This window comes from Streptomyces virginiae (genome assembly GCF_041432505.1).
In the GTDB taxonomy this organism is placed as follows: domain Bacteria; phylum Actinomycetota; class Actinomycetes; order Streptomycetales; family Streptomycetaceae; genus Streptomyces; species Streptomyces virginiae_A.
Window position 1 is genome coordinate 3,828,662 of the sequence record NZ_CP107871.1, and the last position, 26,418, is coordinate 3,855,079.

22 protein-coding genes and 1 tRNA gene are annotated in these 26,418 nt (G+C 72.3%); 10 read left to right on the forward strand and 13 right to left on the reverse strand.

Annotated elements, in window-relative coordinates; genetic code table 11:
* Window positions 1-243 precede the first annotated feature (243 nt).
* Window positions 244-654: a rodlin gene (locus OG624_RS17770; protein ID WP_030717249.1), complete on the forward strand. Its 411-nt coding sequence runs from the start codon at window positions 244-246 to the stop codon at window positions 652-654.
* Between the two features lie 116 nt (window positions 655-770).
* On the opposite strand, the gene OG624_RS17775 is transcribed toward OG624_RS17770, so the two are convergent.
* Window positions 771-1,412 (reverse strand): vitamin K epoxide reductase family protein, encoded by a 642-nt coding sequence (locus OG624_RS17775; protein ID WP_033223849.1) that lies wholly within the window; start codon window positions 1,410-1,412, stop codon window positions 771-773.
* A 192-nt stretch (window positions 1,413-1,604) separates the two neighbouring features.
* On the opposite strand from OG624_RS17775, the gene OG624_RS17780 reads away from it, so the two are divergent.
* Window positions 1,605-2,375: a DUF6227 family protein gene (locus OG624_RS17780; RefSeq protein WP_371587899.1), complete on the forward strand. Its 771-nt coding sequence runs from the start codon at window positions 1,605-1,607 to the stop codon at window positions 2,373-2,375.
* Between the two features lie 21 nt (window positions 2,376-2,396).
* Here the strand turns inward: OG624_RS17780 and pfkB are convergent, their stop codons facing one another.
* Both pfkB and OG624_RS17790 read right to left on the reverse strand, forming a co-directional pair.
* On the reverse strand, window positions 2,397-3,347 hold the full coding sequence (pfkB, locus tag OG624_RS17785) for a 1-phosphofructokinase (RefSeq protein ID WP_266360879.1): 951 nt from the start codon (window positions 3,345-3,347) through the stop codon (window positions 2,397-2,399).
* A gap of 386 nt (window positions 3,348-3,733) precedes the next feature.
* Entirely contained in the window at window positions 3,734-5,296 is a 1,563-nt protein-coding gene (locus OG624_RS17790) for an MFS transporter (protein ID WP_371639581.1), read from the reverse strand.
* Between the two features lie 62 nt (window positions 5,297-5,358).
* Here OG624_RS17790 and OG624_RS17795 point away from each other — a divergent pair, with 62 nt between their 5' ends.
* A complete protein-coding gene (locus OG624_RS17795) occupies window positions 5,359-6,315 on the forward strand; it encodes a helix-turn-helix transcriptional regulator (RefSeq protein WP_033223789.1) in 957 nt (318 codons plus the stop codon).
* Window positions 6,316-6,405: 90 nt separating this feature from the next.
* On the opposite strand, the gene OG624_RS17800 is transcribed toward OG624_RS17795, so the two are convergent.
* From OG624_RS17800 to OG624_RS17815, 4 genes are all read right to left on the reverse strand, one after another.
* Window positions 6,406-7,383 (reverse strand): sigma-70 family RNA polymerase sigma factor, encoded by a 978-nt coding sequence (locus OG624_RS17800; RefSeq protein ID WP_033223788.1) that lies wholly within the window; start codon window positions 7,381-7,383, stop codon window positions 6,406-6,408.
* Between the two features lie 464 nt (window positions 7,384-7,847).
* Window positions 7,848-8,627: a dioxygenase family protein gene (locus OG624_RS17805; RefSeq protein WP_371589825.1), complete on the reverse strand. Its 780-nt coding sequence runs from the start codon at window positions 8,625-8,627 to the stop codon at window positions 7,848-7,850.
* Between the two features lie 121 nt (window positions 8,628-8,748).
* Window positions 8,749-10,281, reverse strand: a complete 1,533-nt coding sequence (locus OG624_RS17810; protein WP_371639582.1) for an MFS transporter — start codon at window positions 10,279-10,281, stop codon at window positions 8,749-8,751.
* Window positions 10,282-10,343: 62 nt separating this feature from the next.
* Window positions 10,344-11,066 (reverse strand): TetR/AcrR family transcriptional regulator, encoded by a 723-nt coding sequence (locus tag OG624_RS17815; protein ID WP_033223786.1) that lies wholly within the window; start codon window positions 11,064-11,066, stop codon window positions 10,344-10,346.
* A gap of 277 nt (window positions 11,067-11,343) precedes the next feature.
* Here OG624_RS17815 and OG624_RS17820 point away from each other — a divergent pair, with 277 nt between their 5' ends.
* Window positions 11,344-12,621: a M6 family metalloprotease domain-containing protein gene (locus OG624_RS17820; protein ID WP_033223785.1), complete on the forward strand. Its 1,278-nt coding sequence runs from the start codon at window positions 11,344-11,346 to the stop codon at window positions 12,619-12,621.
* A gap of 143 nt (window positions 12,622-12,764) precedes the next feature.
* Here the strand turns inward: OG624_RS17820 and OG624_RS17825 are convergent, their stop codons facing one another.
* Window positions 12,765-13,535 carry a thioesterase II family protein gene (locus OG624_RS17825; RefSeq protein ID WP_371639583.1) on the reverse strand — a complete coding sequence of 257 codons (771 nt, stop codon included), beginning with the start codon at window positions 13,533-13,535 and terminating at the stop codon, window positions 12,765-12,767.
* Window positions 13,532-14,470: a beta-ketoacyl-ACP synthase III gene (locus OG624_RS17830; protein ID WP_033223784.1), complete on the reverse strand. Its 939-nt coding sequence runs from the start codon at window positions 14,468-14,470 to the stop codon at window positions 13,532-13,534. The genes OG624_RS17825 and OG624_RS17830 overlap by 4 nt, the downstream gene beginning before the upstream one ends.
* Window positions 14,471-14,840: 370 nt before the next feature.
* Here OG624_RS17830 and cseB point away from each other — a divergent pair, with 370 nt between their 5' ends.
* The 4 genes from cseB to OG624_RS17850 all read left to right on the forward strand — a co-directional run bounded on the left by cseB (window position 14,841) and on the right by OG624_RS17850 (window position 20,481).
* The gene (gene cseB, locus OG624_RS17835) at window positions 14,841-15,569 is read left to right on the forward strand and encodes a two-component system response regulator CseB (RefSeq protein WP_033223783.1); all 729 of its coding nucleotides are present in this window, start codon (window positions 14,841-14,843) and stop codon (window positions 15,567-15,569) included.
* Between the two features lie 41 nt (window positions 15,570-15,610).
* A complete protein-coding gene (locus OG624_RS17840) occupies window positions 15,611-16,978 on the forward strand; it encodes a sensor histidine kinase (protein ID WP_051763554.1) in 1,368 nt (455 codons plus the stop codon).
* A 60-nt stretch (window positions 16,979-17,038) separates the two neighbouring features.
* Entirely contained in the window at window positions 17,039-17,812 is a 774-nt protein-coding gene (locus OG624_RS17845; RefSeq protein ID WP_033223782.1) for an ABC transporter ATP-binding protein, read from the forward strand.
* An 83-nt stretch (window positions 17,813-17,895) separates the two neighbouring features.
* Window positions 17,896-20,481, forward strand: coding sequence for an ABC transporter permease (locus tag OG624_RS17850; protein WP_371639584.1), 2,586 nt, complete (start codon window positions 17,896-17,898; stop codon window positions 20,479-20,481).
* A gap of 116 nt (window positions 20,482-20,597) precedes the next feature.
* Here OG624_RS17850 and OG624_RS17855 read toward each other — a convergent pair whose 3' ends face one another.
* Window positions 20,598-21,326, reverse strand: a complete 729-nt coding sequence (locus tag OG624_RS17855) for a 4'-phosphopantetheinyl transferase family protein (RefSeq protein WP_371639585.1) — start codon at window positions 21,324-21,326, stop codon at window positions 20,598-20,600.
* Window positions 21,327-21,527: 201 nt separating this feature from the next.
* On the opposite strand from OG624_RS17855, the gene OG624_RS17860 reads away from it, so the two are divergent.
* Window positions 21,528-21,600 (forward strand) — tRNA-Arg (locus OG624_RS17860).
* A 230-nt stretch (window positions 21,601-21,830) separates the two neighbouring features.
* On the forward strand, window positions 21,831-22,667 hold the full coding sequence (locus tag OG624_RS17865; RefSeq protein ID WP_371639586.1) for a nitroreductase/quinone reductase family protein: 837 nt from the start codon (window positions 21,831-21,833) through the stop codon (window positions 22,665-22,667).
* Here the strand turns inward: OG624_RS17865 and OG624_RS17870 are convergent.
* The 3 genes from OG624_RS17870 to OG624_RS17880 all read right to left on the reverse strand — a co-directional run bounded on the left by OG624_RS17870 (window position 22,570) and on the right by OG624_RS17880 (window position 26,405).
* The gene (locus OG624_RS17870) at window positions 22,570-23,925 is read right to left on the reverse strand and encodes an ATP-binding protein (protein ID WP_371639587.1); all 1,356 of its coding nucleotides are present in this window, start codon (window positions 23,923-23,925) and stop codon (window positions 22,570-22,572) included. The two genes, OG624_RS17865 and OG624_RS17870, sit on opposite strands and share 98 nt — an antisense overlap.
* Before the next feature lie 134 nt (window positions 23,926-24,059).
* Window positions 24,060-24,263, reverse strand: a complete 204-nt coding sequence (locus tag OG624_RS17875; protein WP_202506911.1) for a hypothetical protein — start codon at window positions 24,261-24,263, stop codon at window positions 24,060-24,062.
* 138 nt (window positions 24,264-24,401) lie between these two features.
* On the reverse strand, window positions 24,402-26,405 hold the full coding sequence (locus tag OG624_RS17880) for an MFS transporter (RefSeq protein ID WP_371639588.1): 2,004 nt from the start codon (window positions 26,403-26,405) through the stop codon (window positions 24,402-24,404).
* Between the last annotated feature and the right edge of the window lie 13 nt (window positions 26,406-26,418).

The window sequence follows — 26,418 nt, forward strand, 5'->3', positions numbered from 1 at the left end:
AGCGGACCCGATCGATCCGCTTCCTCACCCACCGTGCGAACACCTCGCACGGAGCGCAACCGGAACCCGGATCGGTGCCGGCCGCGTACGGGCTTCGCGCAGGCGTCCGGAGCCCACTCACCCGGGGTGGGGAAAACCTCGGGTGACGCGGGCCGTTCGAGTGAAGCAGCGGAACCGACCCGCAGGTCGGGCAGTTGACCAGGGCGCTCCATCAGCGGGCACTCGTGCGACAGAAGGATCAAGATGTTCAAGAAGTTCATGACTGCCGCCGCGGTCTCCGCCGTTGCGATCGGCGCGGGCGCTGCCGCCGCGGCCCCGGCCATGGCCATCGGTAACGACAACGGGGTCAACACCGTCAACGGCAACGGTGCCCAGCAGATCTACGGCAACCAGAAGACCCACGGCGACATGAGCCCGCAGCTCAGCCTGGTCCAGGGCACCCTCAACAAGCCCTGCATCGGCCTGCCGGCGAAGGTCAACGCCCAGTCGCTGATCGCCGCGCTCAACATCGGTGTCCAGGACATCAACGTCCTGTCCAACCCGCAGAACCAGCAGTGCACCGAGAACTCCACCCAGGCCAAGGGCGACGAGCCGCTCTCGCACATCCTGGACAACATCCCGGTCCTCTCCGGCAACCTCTCGGCCGGCAGCTGATCTGCGGTTCCTCCGCCCTTCGGGTGATCGCGGGCCGCTGAGCCTGTGGAGTGAACGACGAGGGCCCCGGCGGCGTCCAGCCGCCGGGGCCCTCGTCGTGTTCCGCCCCCCGGCGGTCAGCCGGTCCAGAAGTCCCACCAGCGGGTGAGGATCAGCATGCCGATCACTCCGAGGTGCAGGGCGGGCGGGGCCCAGCCGAATTCGGTGAAGAAGCCCCGCAGCGGGCCGGGGGCGGGCAGGACGCGCGTACGGACGTTGTGCGCGGTCACCGCCCAGAACATCAGCAGCGTCGCGACCCAGGCGAGGCAGCACCACAGGCAGAGCGCGTTGATCTCGTAGAGCGACTGGACCATCAGCCAACCGCAGAAGCCGGTGCCGAAGAGCGTGCCGGCGTTCAGTCCGAGCCAGAACCAGCCGCGGTAGCGGGCGCCCGCCAGCAAACCCGCGCCGACGCAGACCACGACGGCGTACGCGACGAGCCCCAGCATCGGATTGGGGAAGCCGAAGGCGGCCGCCTGCTCGCTCGTCATCACGCTGCCGCAGGAGACCACCGGGTTGAGACTGCACGCGGGCTTGAAGTCCGGGTCCTCCAGCAGGAGGAACTTGTCGAGGGTGATCACCCACGAGGCCAGCAGGCCGGCCGCCCCGGTGACGGCCAGCAGCCAGGCCAACCCCTTCGGAGCGGCGCTCTGTTCGCCCTCGTGTCCACTGCGGGGCCGTACCTGCTGGCGCGGGAGGCCCACTGTATTCGTTGCCATGTGGCCCATACTCCCGCGCTTCCCCTCAGATCGGGCCCAACCGTGCGCATCCGTACGCAAGTTGACCTGAAGGTGTGGCGGGAACCTCCGATGCTTCCCGGACGTTTTACCGAACCCCGGACGTGATGTCAGAACCAGGGGTTACGTTGAGCTTCCGCGAAGTGACAAGCTGCGACGGCCTGGAGACCCACCTTGAGCGATCCGTACGAGACAACCGAGGCGCACCTCGAACGACTCCTCGGCCGCGCCCTCAACTCCTTCGACCTGCCGGACCGGCTGGTCGAGCGCCTCGGCACGGCGCTCGCCCACAGCTCTTCGCTCTACACCACCCACCACAGCCCGGAGGCGGGCATCTGGCGGGAGACCCACCGGCACACCTATCTGCTGACCGACGGCGGTTCGGTCTCGCTGTGGGAGCTGACCTACCGGCTGGAGGGCGACCGGTCCCCGCGGCACGAGGTCTTCGCGAGCAAGGCGGAGACCTGCCTGGCCGTGACCCGGCTGTTCGGCGAGGCCTCGGCCGGGGCGTCCCCGGATCCGTCGCCGATGCCGGGTGAGGACGAGCCGGAGGGCGACGTGGCGCTGCTGAGCGCGCTGTACGCGGCCCGGAGCCCGATGCGTCGGCACCGGGAGTACGCGGTGGAGGACTCCGCCGACCACGCCCGGCGGGTGCTGCGCCGCGCGGAGAACGCCGACCGGCCGGGCGAGCCGGTGACGACGCTGCTGCGGTCGGCGTACGCGCACCAGATCACGCAGGCGTTCGGCGCGCGGCACTCCTTCGCGGACGGGCGGGGCGCGGGTTTCAGCCTGTACGAGCACGCCTTCGTGCTGCTGGACGGGACCGAGGTCAGCCTGTGGGAGGTCGAGCACACGGCGACGCCCGACGGGCGGCACATGTGCGAGGTGTACGAGAGCGAGGCGGCCGCCCGCGGAGCGATGGAACTGCGCTCCCGCGTACGGTGATCCGCCCCGGCGAGCGATCCGCTACGGCGTACCGGGGTCGGTGAGCTGGAGGTCCAGGGGTGGGTCCTCGGTGACACGGACCCGGTCGGGGCGCAGGTCCGCCGGGGTCGGCATGGCGCTGCCCGGCAGTTGGACGGCGGCCGCGCCGTGGGCCAGGGCCGAGGCGAGGGCGCCCGGTCCGGCGCCGCCCGCGATCAGGAAGCCGGCCAGCGAGGCGTCGCCCGCCCCTACGGTGCTGCGCACCAGCGGGGCCGGAGCGGTGCCGTAGTAGGTGCCCTCCGCCGAGACCAGGAGTTGGCCGTCCCCGCCGAGGGAGGCCAGTACGGCCCCCGCGCCCCGATCGCGGAGCTCCTCGGCGGCCTTGACCACGTCCCCCAGGGTGGGCAGCGGGCGCCCCACCGCGGTCGCCAGCTCGGACGCGTTGGGCTTGATCACCTCCGGCCGGGCCGCGGTCAGCTCCGGCGGTACGGAGCCCGAGGGGTCCAGGGCGACACGGGCGCCGGCCGCGTGCGCCCGGGCGACCAGGTCGGCGTACCAGTCGGGTCCGACGCCGCGCGGGAGGCTGCCGCAGCAGGCGACCCAGGTGGCTTCGGTGGCGGCGGAGCGGACGGTGTCGAGGAGGAGGGCGGATTCCTCCGGGGAGAGCGCCGGGCCGGGCGAGTTGATTTTGGTGAGGGTGCCGTCGGGTTCGGTGAGCGCGACGTTCGAGCGGGTCTGACCGGTGATCGAGACGGCCGTGACGTCCACGCCCTGCGCGCCGAGGAGTTCGGCGAGCAGGATGCCGGGGGCGCCGCCGAGCGGGAGGACCGCCGTCGTACGGACACCCGCGGCGGCCACGGCGCGGGAGACGTTGACGCCCTTGCCCCCGGGGTCGACCCGTTCGCCGCCGGCGCGCAGCACTCGGCCGCGGTCCAGCGGGGGGACCTCGTAGGCCCGGTCGAGGGAGGGGTTGGGAGTGACGGTGAGGATCATGCGAGCACAACTTCCGTACCGCGGCCTCGATCAAGGCCTTGTCGGCGGGGGCGAGCCCCGTGTCCGTGATGAGTGGGTCGCGTGCGGCGGGCCGCCTCGGCGAGGTCGGGCGCGGTCGGTCGGGCGCGGGTCAGGCCGCCTGCGGCCGTGAGACGGCCGGCCGGGCGATGGCGCTGCCGCTGCCGCCCGCGATGCCGCCCGCCTCGCGGGCGGTCAGCGGGATCTCGGGGCGTCGCTCCGGTGCGCACATCTGGATACACGTCCGTTTCGTTCACTAATCAGCGGATTCGCACCACTGTACGCAAGGGTGCGGAGGGAAACAAAAAAGAACGGACATGCCACCCCGGAGGGCAGGCATGTCCGCTCGACGACGCGTGGGGGTCGACTCAGGCGACCGGGACCTTCTCGGGGGTGCGGCCCGCGTGCTCGGCGGCACCCTCGCGCTCCTCCATCGGAAGGGCCCTGCGCGGCAGTACGAACATCACCGCGAAGATCACGACCATGACGGCCACGATCCACCACAGCGCGCCGCGGAAGGCCTCCACGTACGACGGGCCGAAGACCATGTCGTCGTCGATCAACCCGAAGAAGACGACGGAGGTCAGCGCCAGACCCAGCGCGTTGCCCATCTGCCCGGTGGTGTTGATCAGACCCGAGGCGGATCCGGCGTGCTCGCGCGGCACCTCGGAGAGCACGGTGTCGTTCAGCGGGGCCACGATCAGGCCCATGCCGACGCCCATGACCATCAGCGGGGCGGCCATCTGCCAGGAGGCGATCTCCATCCCGTAGTGCTGCGACTCCCAGATGTAGAGGAGCACACCGGCGGCCATGACCAGCGCGCCGGCCTGGAGCACCTTGCGGCCGAAGCGGGGGACGAGCTTCTCGACCGAGAGGCCGGCGGCGACCGAGACCGCGATGGAGAACGGGATGCCGGTCAGACCCGCGCGCAGCACGCTCCAGCCGAGACCCATCTGCATGTACATCGTCCAGACCAGGAAGAAGATGCCGGTCGCGATGCCGAAGGTCAGCTGGACGGCGATACCACCGGCGAAGCTCTTGACCTTGAAGAGGGAGAGTTCGACGAGCGGGGAACCATCCTTCTTGATCTTGAACTTCTCGTAGGCGATGAAGGCGGCGAAGACGAACGGCGCCGCGCCCATGCAGACGAAGCCCCACGTCGGCCAGTCGTTCTCGTGGCCGTGGGTCAGCGGGAAGATCAGCAGGACCAGGGCGAGGGTGGCGAGGACGACGCCGACCAGGTCCAGCCGCAGCGCCTTGGGGGCCTTGGACTCGGCGATGAACTTGCGGCCCAGGATCACGCCCATGATGCCGACGGGCAGGTTGATCAGGAAGATCGGGCGCCAGCCGAGACCGAAGAGGTCCCACTCGATGAGCAGCGCGCCGAGCAGCGGACCCGAGACGGCGGCGAGGCCCACGATCGCGCCGAACATGCCGAAGACCTTGCCGCGCTCCTGCGGCGGGAAGGTGACGTGGATGATCGCCAGGACCTGCGGCACCATCAGAGCGGCCATACCGCCCTGGAGGAGGCGGGCCACGACGAGGATGTCCGGGTTCGCGGCGATGCCGCAGAGCAGCGAGGCCACGGTGAACCCGGCGATGCCGATGAGGAAGACGCGCTTGCGGCCGTAGATGTCACCGAGACGGCCGCCGGTGATCAGGCCTGCGGCGAAGGCGAGGGCATAGCCCGCGGTGATCCACTGGATCGCGCTGGTGGAGGCGCCGAAGTCCTCACGCATGGTGCGGATGGCTATGTTGACGATCGTGACGTCGACCAGGTCCATGAAGGCCGCGGTCATCACGATGGCGAGCGCCAGCCAGCGGCGGCGGTCGGCGGGCGAGCTGGGTGCGTCGTGGGCTACGTCGTTCCGCTCTTCTTGTACGGGCCCGTTCTCTCTTTCGGGCGATGTCTTGGACGTCTCGGTGCTCATGAGGAGAAACTTAGACGGCGTCTAGGTCAGTCCGTGTCCTATTCCGCCGGCAGCCTGGATTCATGACCGACACACCCGGACGACTGCTGTCCCTGCTGTCCCTCCTGCAGACCCCGCGGGAATGGCCGGGGAGCGAGCTGGCACAGCGGCTGCACGTGAGCCCCCGAACCATCCGGCGCGACATCGAGCGGCTACGGGACCTCGGCTACCCGGTGGAGGCCACCTTGGGCTCCGAGGGCGGATACCGGCTGGTGGCGGGGGCGGCGATGCCCCCGCTGCTGCTGGACGACGAGGAGGCGGTGGCGATCGCGGTGGGCCTGCGGGCGGGGGCCGGCCATGCGATCGAGGGGGTCGAGGAGGCCTCCGTACGGGCCCTGGCGAAGCTGGAGCAGGTCCTGCCGTCGCGGCTGCGGCACCGGGTGAGCGCGCTCCAGTCGGCGACGATCGCGCTGTCCCGCGGCGACGGGGCGAGCGTCGACCCGCGGACGCTGACCACGATGGCGGCGGCGGTGGCGGGGCCGGAGCGGCTGCGGTTCGCGTACCGGGCGCGCGACGGGGCCGAGTCGCGGCGGCTGGTGGAGCCGTACCGGCTGGTGAGCACCGGGAGCCGGTGGTACCTGGTCGCCTACGACCTGGAGCGGGAGGACTGGCGGACCTTCCGGGTGGACCGGGTCGACGAGGCCTTCGCGACGGGGGCCCGGTTCGCGCGGCGGGACCTGCCGATGGAGGCGGAGGAGTTCGTCCGGCGGGGGCTGCGGGGCGGGGAGAAGCAGCCGTACCGGGTGGAGGTCGACTTCGCGGCGGACCCCGCGGAGCTGCCGGCCTGGCTACGGGCCGCGGCCCTGCCGGGGGACGGGACACGGACCTCGGTGAGCTTCGAGAGCGCGGACGCACCGGAGTGGACGGTCGCCCGGCTGGCCCTGACGGGGCTGGCGTTCACCGTGCGGGAGCCTGCGGCACTTCGGGACGCGGCCGGTGCGCTGGCCGCGCGGCTCACGTCGGCGACGGGCGCACCGTAGGGGCCGGGTCGTGCGGGGCAGGAGAGAGCCCCGGCGCCTGGGGGGGGATAGGCACCGGGGCTCGTACAGGGGGCTTCGCCGCGGGCCGCGCTAGGCCACGGCGTCGAAGCCGGTGTCGCGCGCCATCCGCTTCAGTTCCAGCAGCGCGTGCTTCTCGATCTGGCGGATCCGCTCACGGGTCAGGCCGTGCTGCTTGCCGACCTCCGTCAGGGTCCGCTCGCGGCCGTCGTCGATGCCGTACCGCATCTTGATGATCGACGCCGTGCGCTGGTCGAGCTTGCCCAGCAGGTCCTCCAGCTCCTCGCTGCGCAGCAGGGAGAGCACGGACTGCTCGGGCGAGATCGCCGAGGTGTCCTCCAGGAGGTCACCGAACTGCGTGTCGCCGTCGTCGTCGACCGACATGTTGAGGCTGACCGGGTCGCGGGCCCAGTCCAGCACGTCACCGACGCGCTTCTCCGTCGAGTCCAGCTCGGCGGCGATCTCGGCGTGCTCCGGCTCGCGGCCGTTCTCGCGGTTGAACTCACGCTGGACGCGGCGGATCCGGCCGAGCTCCTCGACGAGGTGGACGGGGAGGCGGATGGTGCGGGACTGGTCCGCGATGGACCGGGTGATCGCCTGCCGGATCCACCACGTGGCGTACGTGGAGAACTTGAAGCCCTTGGCGTAGTCGAACTTCTCGACGGCACGGACCAGGCCCGCGTTACCCTCCTGGATCAGGTCGAGGAGGGGCAGGCCGCTGCGCGGATAGCGGCGGGCGACGGCCACGACGAGGCGGAGGTTCGAGCGGATGAAGACTTCCTTGGCCCGCTCGCCCTCGGCGGCCAGCGCCTCCAGCTCCTCGCGGGCCGGGGTGTCCCCGTCGCGTTCTATCGCGCCGTCGAGGATCTGCTGGGCGTAGACGCCCGCCTCGATGATCTGGGAGAGCTCCACCTCTTTGGCGGCGTCGAGCAGCGGGGTGCGCGCGATCTCGTCCAGGTACATGCCGACCAGGTCGCGGTCTGCGATCTCCCCGCCCACAGCGCGGGCGCTGCTCGTGGACTGACGACGGGCGACGGCGCGGGTTGCCATGCGTGCTCCCTTGCGAAGTGTTCGGTCGCGGTGCGGCTGGTGGACGCCGCCGGGACGGCTGCCGACCGGTCCGGTGCGTCACGGACACTCTCCCGAGTGCCCGCTTCCGAAGGAAACAACGACTGGAATCGGGACAGAATTCCCACGCTGCTCCCTCGTTTTCGAGATCTTGCAGTATCCTGCCCCGTCGCGCCGCACCCACCGGGGAGCCGGAACGCCGTAAGAGCTCGAAGGAGTGCAGGTCAGGCCCGGGATGAGGGGTGGATCGGGAACCCCTTGCGGGTCTTTACCTCCACCAAACCTCTGAGACCACCGTCACCCTTGACACGGCCCCGTTCACCCCGGAAGAGCGCCGACCTCGGCTGCACTCCGCTCCTGAAGACGACCCTCACCGGCATCCGGTTGCCTGGACTGACGATCGAACGGCCGGATACACCCCAAGAGCACCGTTCCGGACGAAAGGGTTACTTCGCGGACAAGGCCTGGCCGAACTGGAGGGAGCGCTTCGAGAGGCCCATCCAGAAGCCGTCCACCGGGGTGCGGGCGGCGGTCAGGTCGGATTCGGCCGCGCCGAGGGCGACGAAGAGCGGGGCGAAGTGTTCCGTACGGGGGTGGGCCAGGCGGCCCGCCGGGGACTTGTGCTCGAAGTCCAGCAGGGCGTCCACGTCGGCCGCGGCCAGGGCCTCGGCGCCCCACGCGTCGAACTCCGCCGACCAGCCGGGGACGCCCGGGCCCGTGTGGCGCAGCGCCGCCAGGTTGTGGGTGAAGAAGCCGCTGCCCACGATCAGCACGCCCTCGTCGCGCAGCGGGGCGAGCTTGCGGCCGATGTCCATCAGGCCGGCCGGGTCCAGCGTGGGCAGGGAGATCTGGAGGACCGGGATGTCGGCCTCCGGGTACATCTCCACCAGGGGGACGTACGCGCCGTGGTCCAGGCCGCGGTCGGGGATGTCCTGGACGGGGGTGCCGGGGGCCCGCAGCAGCTTGCGGACCGAGGCGGCCAGCTCCGGGGCGCCGGGGGCGTCGTAGCGGACCCGGTAGTAGTGCTCGGGGAAGCCCCAGAAGTCGTACACGAGCGGGACGCGCTCCGTGGCACCGAGGGCGAGCGGGGCCTCCTCCCAGTGGGCGGAGACCATGAGGATCGCCCGGGGGCGCGGCAGGTCGGCGGACCAGGCGGCGAGCTCGCCGGGCCAGATCGGGTCGTCGGCCAGCGGGGGTGCGCCGTGGCTCAGGTACAGGGCCGGTATGCGGGTCACAGCGGGCGCTCCTCCGCGTAGTTGAAATGCGTACCGAAACAGACTAACCCCGTCTCGTTCAAATTTGAACGAGACGGGGTCATCAGTCATTCCCGTGGGCCCTCGGCCCCGATCAGTGGACGATCACCGGGACCTTGAGCTCGGCCTCCTCGCCGGAACCGGAGGCCACCGGGCCGCCCGCACCCGGACGGCCGGTGTTGATCAGCGTCAGCGCGATGACCGAGCTGGCGACCAGGATGCCGACCGCCCACCAGATGGCGGACGCGTAGCCCTCGACCATGGCCTGCGCCTGGATCAGCTGCGCCGCCGGGCCGCCCGCCGCGGCCTCGGCCGCGTGGTCGGTCAGGTAGGCGGTGGTCGCCGAGGCGGCGATGGTGTTCAGCAGCGCGGTGCCGATGGCGCCGCCGACCTGCTGCGAGGTGTTGACCATGGCGGAGGCGACACCGGCGTCGGCCGGGTTCACCCCGTGCGTGGCCAGGGACATCGCCGGCATGAACGCCGTACCCATGCCGAGGCCGAGCAGCAGCTGCGCCGGCAGGATCAGCGCCGGGTACGAGGACCCGACCTCCAGCTGGGTGAGCAGCAGCATGCCGAGGCCGGCGACCATGAAGCCCGGGCCCATCAGCAGGCGCGGCGGGACGCGGGTCATCAGGCGGGCGCCGATCTGGGTGGAGCCCGTGATCATGCCCGCGATCATCGGCAGGAAGGCGAAGCCGGTCTTGACGGGCGAGAAGCCCTTCACGACCTGCAGGTAGTAGGTGAGGAAGAGGAACAGGCCGAACATCGAGATGACGGCGAGGCCGAGCGAGAGGTATACACCGCCGCGGTTGCGCTCCAGCAGGACGCGCAGCGGCAGCAGCGGGGACTTCACCTTGGACTCGACGAGGACGAAGGCGGCCAGCAGCAGCGCCGAGGAGACGAACATCGTGACCGTCAGGGCGTCCGACCAGCCGGCGGACTCGGCGCGGGTGAAGCCGTACACGAGGGCGACGAGACCGGTGGTGGAAAGGATCACGCCCGGGATGTCGAGGGGCGCGCGGTTTCGGGACCCGGCGGGCTCACGGATGACCATCCAAGCACCCACGGCCGCGACGATCGCGAAGGGGATGTTGACGAAGAAGGTCCAGCGCCAGTTCAGGTACTCGGTCAGGAAGCCACCGAGGATCAGGCCGACGGCGCCGCCGCCGCCCGCGATGGCTCCGTAGATGCCGAAGGCCTTGGCCCGCTCCTTGGCGTCGGTGAACATGACGGCGAGCAGCGACAGGGCCGCCGGTGCGAGCAGCGCGCCGAAGGCACCCTGCAGCGCGCGGGCGCCGAGCATCATGGCCTCGCCGTTCGCGGCGCCGCCGAGCGCGGAGGCCAGGGCGAAGCCGACGAGACCGACGACGAAGGCGTTCTTACGGCCCCACTTGTCGGCGATGCGACCACCGAAGAGGAGCAGTCCGCCGAAGGCCAGCGCGTACGCGGTGATGACCCACTGACGGTTGCCGTCCGAGATGCCGAGGTCGGTCTGCGCGGAGGGCAGGGCGATGTTCACGATGGTCGCGTCGAGAACGACCATCAGCTGGGCCAGGGCTATGAAGACGAGTGCCTTCCAGCGGCTGGGATCGGCAGCCGGCGCGAGGCTCGCGGCTGTTTTTGACATGGGGATACCCACTTCACTGTGCGGAATGACTGAAAAAGGCTATTTCGTAAGCTTTGTGCGTGTCACATGGTTTTCTGCCGCAGGTCGTCCAAGGTCGTTGCCGAACCGGGGAGTTCGGAGCGGGCCGGGGCCCGCAACCCGTCGAGGAAGAGCTGCAGATGGCGGTGGGCGAAGCGGTCGGTGTCGAGGCACGCCGTGCCCGGGAGCGGGCGGCTGAGCTGGGACAGCGCGACCATCAGGTCGCCGACCCCGATGTCGGTGCGGACCAGCCCGGCGTCCTGGCCCGCGGTCAACAGGGTGACGACGGCCTCCTCCAACGCGGTGCGCGCCGCGAGCAGTTCGGGGTGCTCGCCGTCGAACCCGTCGGCGAGCATCGGACACAGGGCGCCGATCCGCTCGTCCGCGGCGGCGTGTGTGAACCGGCACAGGGCGGCGAAGGCGTCGGACTCCTCGGCGAGGGAGGCCTCGGCCGAGGCCGTCACCCGGCCCATCGTGAAGAGCACGACGTGGTGGACGAGGGTGGGGCGGTCGGGGAAGTGCCGGTAGAGCGTGGCGTTGCCGATGCCGGCCCGGCGGGCCACCTCGTCGAAGGGAGCCCCGGAGCCGGATTCGACGAAGGCCTCGCGGGCCGCCGCCAGGATCCGCTCGCGGTTGCGGACGGCGTCGGCGCGCGGACGCGGAACACCGGCCGCGGACCCCTGCGCCTGCCCTTGCGCCGACCCTTGCGCCTGCGCCAGGTCCGGGGTGAGCCGGGGCGCCGGGGCGGTGCTGGTGGAGCTCTTCATTCCGGGGCCTCCCTGGCGCGGACTCGCGGGCTCGTGGACTCGTGGTGCGAACTGCGCGACCACCCCACCCAAACGGGGAGTCGCTCCCCGCTTGGCGGGACTCACGTACAAACGGGGATCCGGTCCCCGGTTATTTCACTCCCTCGTGTGACCTGAGTCACCGGCGTGTCCACGTTCGGCCTCTCCCGACGCGCGGGCGCGCCGCGCCCGGCGGAGGGTGATCGAACAGAGCGCAGACCGGGCAGGGCCGGCTGCCGCGGACCCGAAGGCGATCTCCATGTCGCAGACCCGCCACCGGATACGCAGACCACGTCGCACCAGCGCGTACATCGGCCTGACCGCGCTGGCCCTCGGCGTCACGGCAACGGCGAGCACGGGCATATCCGGTCGCGGCAACTCGGCGGCCGGAGCGGTGGCCACGACCGTCGAATCGGCTCTCGCGCCCTGCCGGATCGCGGGGACCATGGGTGTGCAGATGTCCGAGGGCATGCCGACCCCGCCCGGCTACTCGCGCTCCACCGGCGAGATCCGGGCCCTGAACCTGATGATCGACTTCCCTGACGCCAAGGGCGAGGGCACGGCGGCGGACCGGATGGCGGAGTTCTTCCCCCAGACGGCCGAATGGTTCCGCGTCAGTTCCTACGGCCGGCTGGCCTACCGGGCCGAAGCGCCGATAAAGGGCTGGCTGCGGATGCCGATGCCCTTCGCGGCGTACGGGATCGAGCGCGGGTCCGCGTACGAGCCGGGCTACCGGCAGCTCGTCGAGCACATAGCGAAGGCCGCCGACCCCGAGGTGGACTTCACCCGGTACGACCTGATCAACATCCTGGTCACGCCGAATGCCGGGCCGTCCGCCCTGGACACCGTCCTGTCGGTGACCTTCTCGGGCAACGGCGAGGCTCCGGTCGCCGACGGCGTGCCGCTGGCCAACACGTCCTTCGTCTACAGCCGGCAGGACGACGGCTCCGGCACCTACCAGGAGACCGGCTACCGGGTGCTCCCGCACGAGAACGGGCACGTCTTCGGGCTGCCCGACCTCTACACCGCGGACGGCGGGAGCACGGTCGGGCACTGGGACATCATGAGCGAGGACTGGGGTGCCAACAACGACCTGATGGGCTGGCACAAGTGGAAGCTGGGCTGGCTGGACAGTACGCAGATCAGCTGCGCGGCCAAGTCGGGCACCAGCGACCACACCCTGTCCCCGCTGGGGATACGGGGCGGCACCAAGCTGGCCTTCATCCCGCTGTCGGAGAGCGCCGGGTACGCGGTGGAGGTGCGGACCCGGGCCGGGAACGACGAGGCCGTCTGCAAGCCGGGCGTCCTGATCTACAAGGTGGACTCCGACGTGGACACCGGGCACGGCCCGATCACCGTGTCGGACAGCGCGAGCACGAGCGGCGGCTGCACCCGGCGGCCCAATGTGCACGCGGAGCTCTCGGACGCGCCGTTCCGGCCGGGCGAGACCTTCACCGACGAGAAGGCGGGCATCAGCGTGTCCGTCGTGGGTGAACTGCGCAACGGCAGTTACCAGGTCCGCATCATCCGGCCGTGATCTCCGGCCGGTCCCGTCCGACGGGGACCGGCCGCGGGCCGGGGTCACGCGCCACGTGACTCCGGCCCCTTCCGCGCGCCCGCGCGCGTGGCCGCACGGGCGCCCGGGCGCGTGGCCGCACGGCCCCGTGGGTGGTCCTTCGGTCAGCCGTCCGTGAGTGCCCGGTGCAGCACGTCCACGACCGTGGGGCGGTGCGCCTCGGCCAGCAGGAAGAAATGGTCGCCTTCGAAGCGGAGCACCTGGCACGCCCCGGTCGTGTGGTCGGCCCAACCGTCGAGCGGTTCGTGCGGGATCAGGGGGTCCGCCGTGCCGCCCAGCACGTGCAGGGGCACGTCGAGCCGTACGTCCTCGAACCCCGTCGCGGATTCCCGGCTGAGTTCGATGTCCGCCCGCAGGACGCGCGTCACGTGCGCCAGCATCTCCGGATCGTCCAGCACCCACTGCGGGGTGCCGCCGCCCTCCCTCAGCAGCCGGACGACGTCCTCGTCGGTGCTGGTGCCGTGGGCCCGGCGCGGGGTCCGGCCGGGGGCCTGCCCGCTGACGACGGCAGCCCGGCAGTACGGGCCGAGCAGGCGCGCCGCGCGGGTGGCGAGGAGCGCGCCGAGGCTGTGTCCGAAGACCACCGTGGGCAGCGGGTCCAGGCCGAGCACCTCGTCGGCCACGGAGTCCAGTACCTGGTCGAGCCGGCAGCCCGGGGGCTCGTCGAACCGGCGCTCCCGCCCGGGCAGCGAGAGTCCGAGCACCTCCACATCGTCGGGCAGCGGGCGGACCAGGGGGAACAGCGTGTTGGGGCCGGCCCCGGAATGCGGGAACACCAGCAGCCGCGCCCGGGGAGCGGTCGTCGCCTCCCGCAGCAGCGGCCACCACGGCACGCGCGGGGAATTCCGCGTCGTCGATCCGTCGGCGCCGGTCACGGGCAGTTGATGATCTGGCCGGCGTAGGACAGGCCCCCGCCGAACGCGAAGAGGAGTACGGGCGATCCCTTCTCGATCTCACCCCGTTCGACGAGCTTGGACAGCGCCAGCGGGATGCTCGCGGCCGAGGTGTTGCCCGAGTCGACGACGTCCTTGGCCACGACGGCGTTGACCGCGCCTATCTTGCGCGCCAGGGGTTCGATGATCCGCAGGTTGGCCTGGTGGAGGACGACGCCGCCCAGCTCCTCGGGCTTCACGCCGGCCCGCTCGCAGACCTGGAGGGCGACCTCGGGAAGCGCCGTGGTGGCCCAGCGGTAGACCGACTGCCCTTCCTGGGCGAAGGTGTTGGTCGGCGCCTCGATGCGTACGGCCCCGCCCATCTCGGGTACGGACCCCCACACGACCGGGCTGATCTCCGGCTCCTCGGAAGCGACGACGACGGCCGCGCCCGCCCCGTCGCCGACGAGCACACAGGTGGTGCGGTCGGTCCAGTCGGCGAAGTCGGTGAGCTTCTCCACGCCGATGACCAGGGCCTTCGTGGCGGAACCCGTCCGTATGCTCTGGTCGGCCAGTGCCATGGCGTGCGGGAATCCGGAGCAGGCCGTGTTCACGTCGATGGCGGCGGGAGTCCTCGCCCCGACCGCGGCCGCCACCCGGGACGCCATGTTGGGCGAGCGGTCGAGTGCCGTGCAGGTGGCGACGATGACGAAGTCGATGTCGGCGCCGGTGAGTCCGGCGTTGGCCAGTGCGTGCTCGGCGGCCTTCGTCGCCATGTCCGAGACCGACTCGTCCTCGGCGGCGACATGGCGCGTCGCGATTCCGACCCGGCTGCGGATCCACTCGTCGGTGGTGTCGACCATCTGCTCGAGATCGGCATTGGTCAAGATTTTCGACGGCTGATAGTGCCCGAGGGCAAGGACACGCGACCCGACCATCAGTGTTTCTCCTCGCTCCGTGGACCCCCGGTACGGATCCCGATCGACCGATGATCAGACTATGCGGCGGTCCGGCCGGACTCATCGCTTCAGCAGACCGATTTCCGCCGGCGCCACCTGCATTCAGGCCGATTTCGATCGACGCGCCACCGGTGCACGCGCGCGTACGCGTCCGGGCGGGGCCGGGCGCGGCCGTTTGTATCGGCCGTGTATCGACGGGCGCTCGGCCGCCGATCGAATCGCGCACCCGGCTCCGACCTCGGCCGCCGCGTCCGATGCCTCCCGTATCGTTCCTTGCGGGCCGCCGGCCGCGTGGGGGTTCACGCCCGAGCGGCGCTTCGCCCGACCCGTACGAACAGGAGTCCCGCCCGTGCCCTCACCCGCCCCGGCGCCGGAACCTCCGCCTCCGGTCCGTGTGCTGCTGGTCGAGGACGACGAGCTGATGCGCCGGTCCTTCACCGTCGCCCTCGAACGCTACGGCTACCGGGTCACGGCCGCGGCCGACGGACTGACCGGGCTGGAGTCCTTCCGCGACGACGAGGCCTTCGACCTGCTGATCCTCGACGTGATGCTGCCCGGCCTCGACGGGATCGGGCTGTGCCGCCGGGTCCGCGAGACCAGCCTGGTGCCGGTGCTGATGATGTCCGCCCGCGGCGACGGCCTCGATGTCGTCGCCGGTCTGGAGGCCGGGGCCGACGACTACGTGGTCAAGCCGGTGGAGACGAACGTCCTCGTGGCCCGCATCCGCTCGCTGCTGCGTCGGGCCTCCTACGCGCCCGCCCCGGGCGGCGAGCCCGCCGCCGGCCGGGAGGAGGACGTACTGGTCTTCGGCGATCTGACCGTCGACACCGGCGGGATGGAGGTGTTCGTCGGCAAAAGCCCGGTGGCACTCACCCCCACCGAGTTGAAGCTGCTGCTGGAGTTCGCGGCCCACCCGGGCATCGTGCTGGAACGCCACACCCTGCTCCGCAACGTCTGGGAGTACGGCTGGGACGGCGACAGCCGGGTTGTGGACCTGGCCGTCCAGCGGCTGCGCAAGAAACTGGGCCGGGAGCGGATCGAGACGGTCCGCGGCTTCGGCTACAAGCTCAGGCGCTGAGGCCGGTGCGTCCCCCGCACCGGCCGTGGTGGCCGGCCCGTGTGCCCCTACGTTGGAAGATCGCCGCGCTGGCGGCCGCCACGGCCTGTCTGGTCGCCCTGGCGGTGGGCGTCCTCGTCCACGTGTGGACCGCGATGGACATCCGCAGCCGGGCCGAGATGGACGCCACCAACACGGTGTACTCCGCCATGGAGGTCTACCGCCGTACCGGAACGCCGGCGGGCGGCGCCGAGCTCGATCCGGCCGAACTGCCCACCGCCCTGCGCCACCCGGCCGGCGCCGACCGGCGGGTGGCCTACGACGGGCGCGTGGAGGGGAACCTCGGGCCGAGCGTCTGGGGCGCCCAGCGGGTCGGCGGCCCGGGCAGCCCCGTGCTGGCCGTCCGGATCAACATGAGCCCGCAACTCCACGACCTGCGCCGCCTCGACGCGAGCATGGCGGTGGCCTCGCTCGTCTCGCTCGCCGCCGCGCTGCCCCTGGCGGTCTACGGGGCCGCTCTGGTCGCCCGCCGGCTGCGGCGGGTCGCCGAGACCGCGGCCCGGATCTCCGGCGGGGACCTCGACGCCCGTAACGGCCCCGCCCTGGGCCGCGCCAGGGGCCGCGACGAGGTGACCGACATCGCCGCCACCGTCGACCTCATGGCCGACAGTCTCGGCCGACGGCTGCGCATCGAGCGGCAGTTCACGGCGGACGTGGCCCACGAGCTGCGCACCCCCGTCGGCGGCCTGCTGGCCGCCACCGACCTGTTGCCGCCCGGCGAGACGGAGGACCTGCTGCGGGCCCGCGTACGGGACCTGCGCGGCCTGGTCGAGGACCTGCTGGAGATCTCCCGGCTGGACGCGGGCGCGGAGGCGCCGGTGCGCGCCCGGGTCCCGCTGGCCGCGGTGGTCGCCGAGGCGGTGGCCCGTACCGGCCTGGACACGGAGGTCACCGTCACCGGGTCACCGGCCGCGGAGCACGTGGATCACGCGGAGCACGCAGCGGCTTCGGAGCCGGTGGCGGCCGCGGAGGACGGGGTGGCCGCTGAGCACGTGGAGACCGACCCGCGCCGCCTGGAGCGGATCGTCGGCAACCTCGTCACCAACGCGCACCGGCACGGACGTACCCCGGTGCGGGTCACCGTCGAGGGCCTGACCGTCGTCGTCCGCGACCACGGCCCCGGCTTCCCCGCCGACCTGCTGCTCGACGGCCCGAGCCGCTTCCGTACGGGCGCCGCGGAACGGGGCGCGGGACACGGCCTCGGCCTGACCATCGCGCTGGGACAGGCCCGGGTGCTCGGCGCCGAACTGCGCCTGGACAACGCCGCGGACGGCGGCGCGATCGCCACCCTGCGGCTCCCGCCCCCACCGACCGACACACGACCGCCGCACGACGGCGCCGAGGCCGATACACGGCGGCCCCGACCCTGATACGTCCCCCCGACACCCTTCGGCGTGCACCCCTTTCCCACCGCCCGAAGTGGAGTCCCTGTGACCACCGACCCGTTCTCCCCCCGCCCGACGCCCGGTATCGCGGCCTCCACCACCGAGCTGTCGAAGGTCTACGGCAGCGGCGACACGCGGGTGGTGGCACTGGACCGCGTCAGCGTCTCCTTCCGGGAGGCCGAGTTCACCGCGATCATGGGTCCCTCCGGCTGCGGAAAATCCACCCTCATGCACTGCGCCGCGGGCCTCGACTCCGTCAGCTCGGGCTCCGTCCGCGTCGGCACCACCGAGCTGGGCACGCTGGGCGACCGGCAGCTCACCGAGCTGCGCCGGGACCGGATCGGCTTCATCTTCCAGGCGTTCAACCTGCTGCCCACCCTGACGGCGCTGGAAAACATCGTCCTGCCGCTGTCCATCGCCGGCCGCCGCCCGGACCGGGAGTGGCTGGACCGGGTGGTATCCATGGTGGGCCTGGGCGGGCGCCTCGGCCACCGGCCCGGACAGCTCTCCGGCGGGCAGCAGCAGCGCGTCGCGGTGGCCCGGGCGCTGATCACCCGGCCCGCGATCGTCTTCGGCGACGAGCCCACCGGCAACCTCGACTCCCGTGCCGGGGCCGAGGTCCTCGGCTTCCTGCGCGACTCCGTACGCGAACTGGGCCGAACCGTGGTGATGGTGACCCACGACCCGGTCGCCGCCGGCTTCGCCGACCGCGTCGTCTTCCTCTCCGACGGCCGGCTGGTCGACGAGATGCCGCAGCCCACCCCGGACCGGGTGCTGGACCGGATGAAGCAGCTCGACACCCGCGCACGCACGAGCTGATCCTCCCCCGCCCGGCCGCCTCGCCGCCTCGCCGCCCGTAGGCCCCACGGCCCACGCCCCACGTCTTCGGAAGCCACTCACCCATGCTGAAAACAGCCCTGCGCAACGTCCTGGCGCACAAGGCCCGGCTGCTGATGACGGTGCTCGCCGTCACCCTCGGCGTCGCCTTCGTCTCCGGCACCCTCGTCTTCGCGGACTCCTCCACCGCCGCCCACCGGGCCGCCGTGTCGAAGGACTACGCCGACATCGCGGTCACCGTGACCCCGAAAGACCCCCCGCCCGGCGCCCCCGGCACCCCCGGGTCCGTCGCGGACGCGCACGCCACCGTGCTCGACGACGAACTCGCCCGCAAGCTGGCCGGATTGCCCGGCGTCTTTGCCGTACGGCCGGCCGCGGACGGCCTGGCCACCCTGAACGCGTCGGACGGCTCCCCGCTGCGCACCGGCCGCGTCTGGGCGCACCGGGCGGCCGCCTACGTCCCCGGCGCCGACGGCAAGGACAGCCGCCTTCCGCTGACCGAGGGCCGGGCACCGCGCGACGGTACGGAGATCGCCGTGGACAGCGGCACCGCCGCCGCCGGCCGGTTCCGGATCGGCGACGCGATCACCCTGGCGACGGACGGCCCGGTCATGACGAAGCGGCTCGTCGGCATCGTCACCACCCGGGACACCCGGGTGACGGCCGGCGGCACCCTCGCCGTCTTCGACAAGGCCACCGCACAACAGCTGTTCGTCTCCCCGGGCCGCTACACCTCGATCGACCTGTCCGCCGTACCCGGCACCGACGAGGCCGAACTCTCCCGCCGGGTCGCCGCCCTGCTCCCCGCCGACCGGGCCGAGGCCACCACCGGCACCGCCCAGGCCGCCCAGCAGGCCGTCCTCGTCGACACGCTCACCCGAGGCAACGAGAAACTGTCGCTGGTCTTCGCCGGAGTCGCCCTTTTCATCGGGTCGTTCCTCATCGTCAACACCTTCACCATGCTCGTCGCCCGGCGCACCCGTGAGATCGCCCTGCTGCGCGCGATCGGTGCCACGCGCCGCCAGGTCGTCCGCTCGCTCCTCTGGGAGGCCGTCCTCCTCGGCCTCGCCGCCTCGGGCCTCGGTTTCCTCGCGGGCCTCGGGATCGCCTCCGTACTGCCGCGGATCCTGAACATCACCGGGGAGGCGCTGCCCCGCGGCCCCCTGGTGATCGGGCCGCTCCCGGTGGTGGCCGCGCTCGCCGTCGGAGTGGGGATCACCGTGCTCGCCGCGTGGCTGCCGGCCCGCAAGGCCGCCCGGATCGCACCGGTCGAGGCCATGCGCACGGCCGAACAGCCGCCCACCGTCGCCGCGTCCCGGGTCCGCGGCGCGGCCGGTGCCCTCCTGCTCGCCCTCGGCGCCGGACTGCTGCTGTCGCTCGCGGGTGTGAAGGACGCCTCCGAGGAGAACCTGCGGAGCGCGATGTTCGGCTGCGCCCTCCTGGTCGTCGCCGTGATCGTGTTGGCGCCGCTGCTCGCCGTCCCCGTACTGCGACTGTCCGGCCGGCTGACCGGCCGCCTCGGGATCACCGGCCACCTCGCCCACCGCAACGCGCTGCGCGACCCGCGGCGCACCGCCGCCACCGCCTCCGCGTTGATGGTCAGTACGGCCCTGGTCGCCGGGCTCTCCGTCATCGGCCACTCCACCGGGCAGGCCCTCGACCGCCAGGCCGCCGCGGGACTCGGCGCCGACTACGTGATCAGCACCCACACCTCGTCGGCCGGCATCGACCCGGCCGCCCTGCAGCGGGTGTCCGCCACCCCCGGCGTGCGGACGGCGACCGGCGTCTGCGACTCCACGCTGTTCATCGGCGGTGGCGTCCGCCAGATCTCCGGGGTCGACCCGGCCGCCGCCCCGTCCGTCATGAAGCCGGTCTTCGTCAGCGGCTCCCTGAAGGACCTCGGTCCGGGCCGCATCGCCCTCTCCCGCACGCTCGCCCGCGAGAACGGTGTGAGCGCCGGCGACCGGATCGACGCCCGGATCGGCGGGCCCGGCACGGACGTCACCTCGTACACGGTCGTCGGCGTCTACGAGGACAATCCCACCGCCCAGGACGCCCTGGGTGCCCGCGCCGAGGTCCAGGAGAAGGCCCTCGCCCCCGGATCCGTCCAGCGCGTCCTCGTCCGCGTGGACAGCGGTTCCGACGGCGGGGCCACGAAGGACCGTCTGCGGACCGCCACCGGCAACAACCCGCTGCTCCAGGTCCAGGACCGGCAGGAACTGATCCGGGCGGCCGCCGGTTCCCTGGGCACCCTGCTGACCCTGACGTACGGCCTGCTCGCCATCGGCGGCGTGATCGCCGCCCTCGGCATCATGAACACGCTCGCCATGTCGGTGTCGGACCGCACCCGCGAGATCGGCGTCCTGCGCGCCATCGGCATGGACCGCGCCGGCATCCGCCGGATGATCCGCGTCGAATCCCTGGCCGTGGCCGCCTTCGGCACCCTGCTGGGACTGACGACCGGCCTGTTCGGGGCCTGGACGGTCGGCGCCCTGACCAACGGCGCGCTCAAGGACTACTCCCTGGCCCTCCCCTGGGGCACGCTGCTCCTCGTCTGCCTGATCTCCCTCGCCACGGGCGTGGTGGCGGCAGCCCTCCCGGCCCGCCACGCGTCGGCCCTGAGCCCCTTGGAGGCCGTCGCCGAGCTGTAGGGCTCAGGCCTGGGCCCACGGCACGGGCTCCGGCCGCCGGTACCACCGGCCGGAACAACCACCAGAGGTGAGATGTTGACGGACCCTCAGCACACGCGTTCCCGGCCGTCCGGGCCTCAGCGCCAGTTCGCCGAGGGGGCGCGCAGCGCGAGCGCGGCGGCGTAGTCCTCGGGGGCCGGCAGGTCGGTGAGGGACCAGTGCGGGCGGACGAAGTCGGCGCCCGGACCGGTCCCCAGGTAGGTCCGGTGACCGTCGTGCCCGAGCCCCGCTCCGGTGCCCTTGAGGTAGGCCTCCTTGCGCGTCCACAGGCGGGCGAACGCCGCGAGGCGCTCGGCCTCGGGAAGCGCGACCAGTTCGGCGCCCTCGTCGGGGTGGAAGAACTCCCCGCTCTGCGCCACCACGTGCGGCGCCGGCAGCGCCTCCACGTCCACCCCGACCGGTGCCGAGGCACAGGCCACGAAGACCGCGTCACGGCTGTGCGACAGGGAGAAGTGGGCGCGGCCGCCGACGAGGACCGGCCGCCCGTCCGGGCCGCCGCACTCGGGGCAGGCGTCGCGGGTCATCGCCAGAGCCTGCGGATCGGTGTCGAGGAGGGATCCCAACAGCAGCCTCAGTGCCACGTGCGCGACGAGATACGAGCCGCGGTCCTGGGGGCGGACGAACCGGTCGGCCCGGCGGCGCTCGGCCGCGTCGAGCACGTCGGGCGCGAGGCGCTCCGCGAAGGGGGCCTGCGTCGCGGCGTCCACGAACCGCACCAGCGCCTCACCGGGAGCGGGCATCCGCTGCGCCCCGACGGGCCGGTCGAGCCGCAACGCGGCGGAACTGAGGCCTGCGGGTGTGGTCATCCGGAAATCCTATCCAAGGCCCCCTCGGTGCCGGCGGTGCGGCGCCGCCGGCACCGCGGCAGGCAGGCGCATCGCCCGGATTCCGCCGGTCCCGCGACGGCACCCGCTCCCCCGAGAACTGAGCCGCGGAGCCTCTGCCTGATCCGCTAGGCTGTCCCTGGGTTGCCCTCGTGGCAGCCCTGGACCTTGCGCGCAAGGCCCGCCTTCGTAGCTCAGGGGATAGAGCACGGCTCTCCTAAAGCCGGTGTCGCAGGTTCGAATCCTGCCGAGGGCACGGACGAGGCCCCGCGGTCGATATCGATCGCGGGGCCTCTTCGCGTTGTGATTACATGGCGCACGTGTCGCGTGACGCCGCCTACTGAGATGTGGGCCGGGCGGTGGTTGGGCAGGCACCTGGTGTCGAAGGACCGGGCCCATGGGCATGTATGCCACCGGCTACGGGTGATCTCTCTCGGTTGTTCCGCTGCTCTCGCACGCACACACACCGTGAGGATTCAACACTCCGTGTCATCGTTCAATCACGCCGTCATCGAAGAGTTCAGGGCGAACGCCGGCCAGGTCGGCGGGCCCTTCGAAGGTTCCGAGCTGATCCTGCTCACCACCACCGGCGCCAGGTCCGGGAAGCCGCACACCGTGCCGCTCGGGTGCGCCCGGGGCGACGGGGAGCTGCTCGTCGTGGCGTCCGCCGCCGGGGCCGACCGGCATCCCGCCTGGTATCACAACCTGCTCGCACTGCCCCTCGTCCAGGTCGAGACCGGGGCCGAGGAGTACGAGGCCGTCGCCGTCCCCGCCGAAGGGGCCCGGCGGGACGCGTTGTTCGCGCGGATCGTCCGCGCGGAGCCCGGGTACGGCGAGTACCAGGCGCGCACCCGGCGGGTGATCCCCGTCGTCGCGCTCCAGCGCACGCACGAGGTCCCGTCCCAGGAGGGCGGGATCGCCGGGAAGTTGCTCGACGTGCACGGTTGGCTGCGGGCTCAGCTGGCCCTCGTACGGGAACTCGCGCGCGAGGAGCCGAGCGGCGTCGGGGCGGCCTCGCTCGGGCTGCAACTGCGCCAGCACTGCCTCGCGTTCTGTCATTCACTGGAGTTCCACCACCGGAGCGAGGACGCCAGCCTCTTCCCGTACCTGGAGCAACAGCATCCGCACATGCGGGAGTTCTTCCGCCGGATCGGCGCCGAGCACCGCGTCATCGCACGGCTCCAGGAGGAGTTGGTACGGGCCCTGGACGCGCCCGGCGCCGGGTTCAGCGAGCGGGTGGAGCGGATGAGCCGGGAGTTGGAGGCCCATCTCGACGGTGAGGAGGCGCAGTTGCTGCCGGTGCTACGGGCCCTGGGAGCGTGACGCGGGCCTCGGCGCCGCCCGCCTCCCGGTTGCGGAAGGTCAGGGTGGCGCCGAGGACCCGGGCCTGACCGGCGGCGATGGTCAGGCCCAGCCCGTGGCCCTTGCTCGTGCCCTCGGTACGGAACCGCTGCGGGCCGCCGGTCAGCAGGTAGTCCGGATAGCCGGGGCCGGAGTCCGTCACGGTCAGGGTCAGGGTCCGGCCGTCGACCGTGAGCGTGACGGGGGCCGCGCCGTGGTGGTGCGCGTTGGCCACGAGGTTGCCGAGGATCCGCTCAAGGCGCCGGCGGTCCGTCTCCACCCGCTGGAAATCGCGCGCGCCCCGCACCTCCAGGGCCGTGTCGGTGCCCGAGGCGCGGATCGTGTGCGCCGCCAGGTCGGCCAGGTCGTGCGCGTCCAGTTCCAGGCGTTCGCCGCGCGTCTCCAGCCGGGAGATCTCCAGCAGGTCCTCGGTCAGCGCGCGCATCGCCCGCACCCGGTCCCGTACGAGTTCGGCCGGGCGGCCCGGCGGCAGGAGCTCGGCGGCCGCGTTCAGGCCGGTCAGCGGGGTGCGGAGCTCGTGGGCGACATCGGCGGTGAACCGCTGTTCCGCTTCCAGCTTGACCTGCAGTGACGAGGCCATGGTGTCCAGGGCCCGGGAGACCGCCGCCACCTCGTCCTTGCTGCGCGTGCTGTCGGCGACGCGCGCGTCCAGGTCGCCGGCGCTGATCCGGCGGGCCACCTGCGCGGTCAGGTGCAGCCGCCGGGTGATCCGGGTGACGACGAACGCGCCGATGAGGAGGGTGCCGCCGATGGCGAGCCCCGAGGAGCCGAGGATGGCCCGGTCCAGTTCGACGATGGTCCGCTCGCCGGCGCGGAAGTCCACGGAGACGGCTATCGCGCCGCCGTGGGCGGCGGGCCCGGCCGCCCACATCACGGGCCGACCCCGGTGCGTGCCGACGACCGTGCCGCGCCGGCCGCCGACGGCCAGGGCGCGCAGTTCCGGGGGCAGGCCCGGCGGGTCGATGCCCTCGCCGCGCGGCATGCGCGCGCCGGCCTCGTAGGCCTCGATGGTGCGTTCCAGCCGGGTCAGCGCCTTCTCCCGGGCCGCGCCCACGGTCTGGCGGGTCATGGCGCCGTGCACGAGGCAGCCCAGCAGTGCCGCGAGCCCGCAGCACATGAGGGTGATGAAGACCGTGGCCTTCCAGGTCAGGGTGGAGGTCCAGGCCGGCAGCCGCGGCGGGCGCGGCCGCAGCCGCTCGTCGCGCCGCGTGTCGTTCATGGTCACGTCACGGTAATGCGCGAGACCCGGTGGGTGACCGGCGGGATCCGGCCGGATCGCACCGGTTCAGGCCGGATAGCGACGGAGTGCACGAAGCCCTTCCGGCGCGGGCCGGAAGGGCTGTGCCATCACGGTCAGCTCAGGCCACTGCTGCGTTCGCCGATACGGTCGCCCTGCGGAGTGCCGGCGCGCTTGAGCGCGGCCTTCGTGTGCAGGCCGCCCTTGACCTTGCTCCGTACCGGACCGCTGAAGCCGTGTCCTGGAGCGCGCGGCGGTTGCGCCTGCTCCTGTGCCTTCGCGATGGCCGCCCGGACATCCCGCTTCTGCTCTTTGTTCATCCCGTCGTCAACTCCTTCGGGAAGCACCCAATCGGACTACTGGGATCGTATGCACATATACGGACCAACGCACCCGGACCGGCGGGTAAAGAATGCCGATCACAGGTGTCGATCACAGGTGTCGATCACGGGTGTCGGTCACGGACGCGGCGGAGCCGGGCGCTTCGGCTGGCCGAGCGTCTGGTGCACCAGGTCCTCCGGGCAGGGCGTCCCCCGCGGCAGCTGGTACTTCGCCGCCACCCGGTACTCCCCCGGCGCCGGCGCCAGCAGTTCCGTCCACACGTCGCCGGTGTCGTCCGGAGCGGCCTTGAAGAGGCATCCCGCCGTGTTCGCGTACTGCTTGCGCAGCGCGCCGCCGTCCCCGCTCCCGCCCCGCGCCTTGGAGGCGAAGGTCTCCTGCGGCGGCGGTACGGGCTTGCCCGCCGCGTCCACCAGCCCCAGCCACGGCGAGTGCGGGATCCGCACGAGCACCCGTCCGGGCTGCTTCACGTCGACGACCAGCTGGTCGGCGCTCGCCCGCACCACGGTCGCCGGCCCGGCCACCAGGTCGGTGGGGCCGTCGACCTTGAAGAGCTGCCAGTTCGCGTCGCCCCACACCTGCTGGAGGTACGGGAGTCCCGCGCGCACCAGCTTCGCCTCGTCCTCCCCACCCGAGTCGGGTTTGTCGGCGGGCAGCACCACGTAGTGCACGGCCCAGCGCTCCAGCCAGGCGCGGTAGCTGTCGGCGGTGAGGGTGTCGTCGTAGAAGAGCGGGTTGCGCTCCAGGTCCGCCTGCCGGTTCCAGCCGCGCGCGAGGTTCACGTACGAGGGGAAGGCGGAGGACTCCCGGTGGCTGCTGGCCGGGACCACCTCGACCCGGCCCCGGTCGGCGCCCGCCTTCTGCAGCTGGTCGACGAGCGGGGCCAGCTCCCGGCTCCAGGCGGCCAGCGGGGTGGTGCGGACGATGTCGGTGACGCTGTTGGTGGTGATCCAGGCGTTCAGCCCGACGAAGGCCAGCAGCACCGCGTACCAGCGGCGCGAGCGCGGCAGCTCGTACGGGAGGGCGGCGAGCAGCGCGACCCCGCCGAACAGCATCACCAGGCGGGTGACGTTCGAGCCGACCTGGGAGTCGATCACCCAGGTGAGGAAGACCCCGAGGGCGTAGACGGCCGAGGCGATCCGGACGGTCTTCCACCGCCTCGGTACGAGGAACACGATCAGCAGCCCGAACACGAACGGCAGCCCGGCCGAACCGATCTTCATCGGCTGGGTCCCCGAGAACGGGAACAGCCACGCCGACAGCCCCACCACGGCCACCGGGGCCAGTCCCAGCGCGTACGCGCCCGGGCGCCGTCCGCTCAGGAACAGCGCGGCCGCGATCACCCCGAGGAAGAGCCCGGCGACGGGGCTGGCGGCGGTCGCGAGGCCGGCCAGCGGGGCCGCGACCGCGGCCTTGGCCCAGCGCCGCTCCGCCCATTTGCGGGGCCAGCAGAAGACGGCGGCGACGGCGCCGAGCGCGAACATCACGCCGAGGCCGAAGGTGACGCGGCCCGAGAGGGCGTTGCAGAACAGCCCGTAGACACCGGCGAGCGCGGGCCACAGGGGCTCGCGCACGGCCCCGCGGCAGCGGGTCAGGATCAGCGCGAGCAGGCCGGCCGAGACCGTGCCGGCGATCATCATCGTGGTCCGGACGCCGAGCATGTGCATGAGGTACGGCGAGACCACGCTGTACGAGACGGGGTGCATGCCGCCGTACCAGGCGAGGTTGTACGCCGAGTCGGGATGGCGGCCGACGAACTCGGCCCAGGCGTCCTGCGCGGCCAGGTCGCCGCCGCTGTTGGCGAAGCAGAAGAACCAGACGACGTGCAGCAGCCCGGCGAGGACGGTGGCGACGGCCACCGGGTGGCGCCGGGCCGCGTCGAGCCCGCCCGCGAGCGGGCCGCGGGGCGCCCGTATGCCCTCGGGCCCGGACCCTGGCCGGGACGCGGACCCGGGCCCGGACGCGGGCTCGGACCCGGGCTCGGCGGCGGGCTCGGACGCGGGCGCCGTTCTCGGCGCCGGCGCGGAGAGTACGGCCGACCCTGCGCCCGCGGCGGGCGCGTCGGGCACGTCGGCCGTCGGGATGGCCTCCGGGCGCCGGCCCTGCTGCTCAGCGGTGGTCACTGCCGCACTCCCC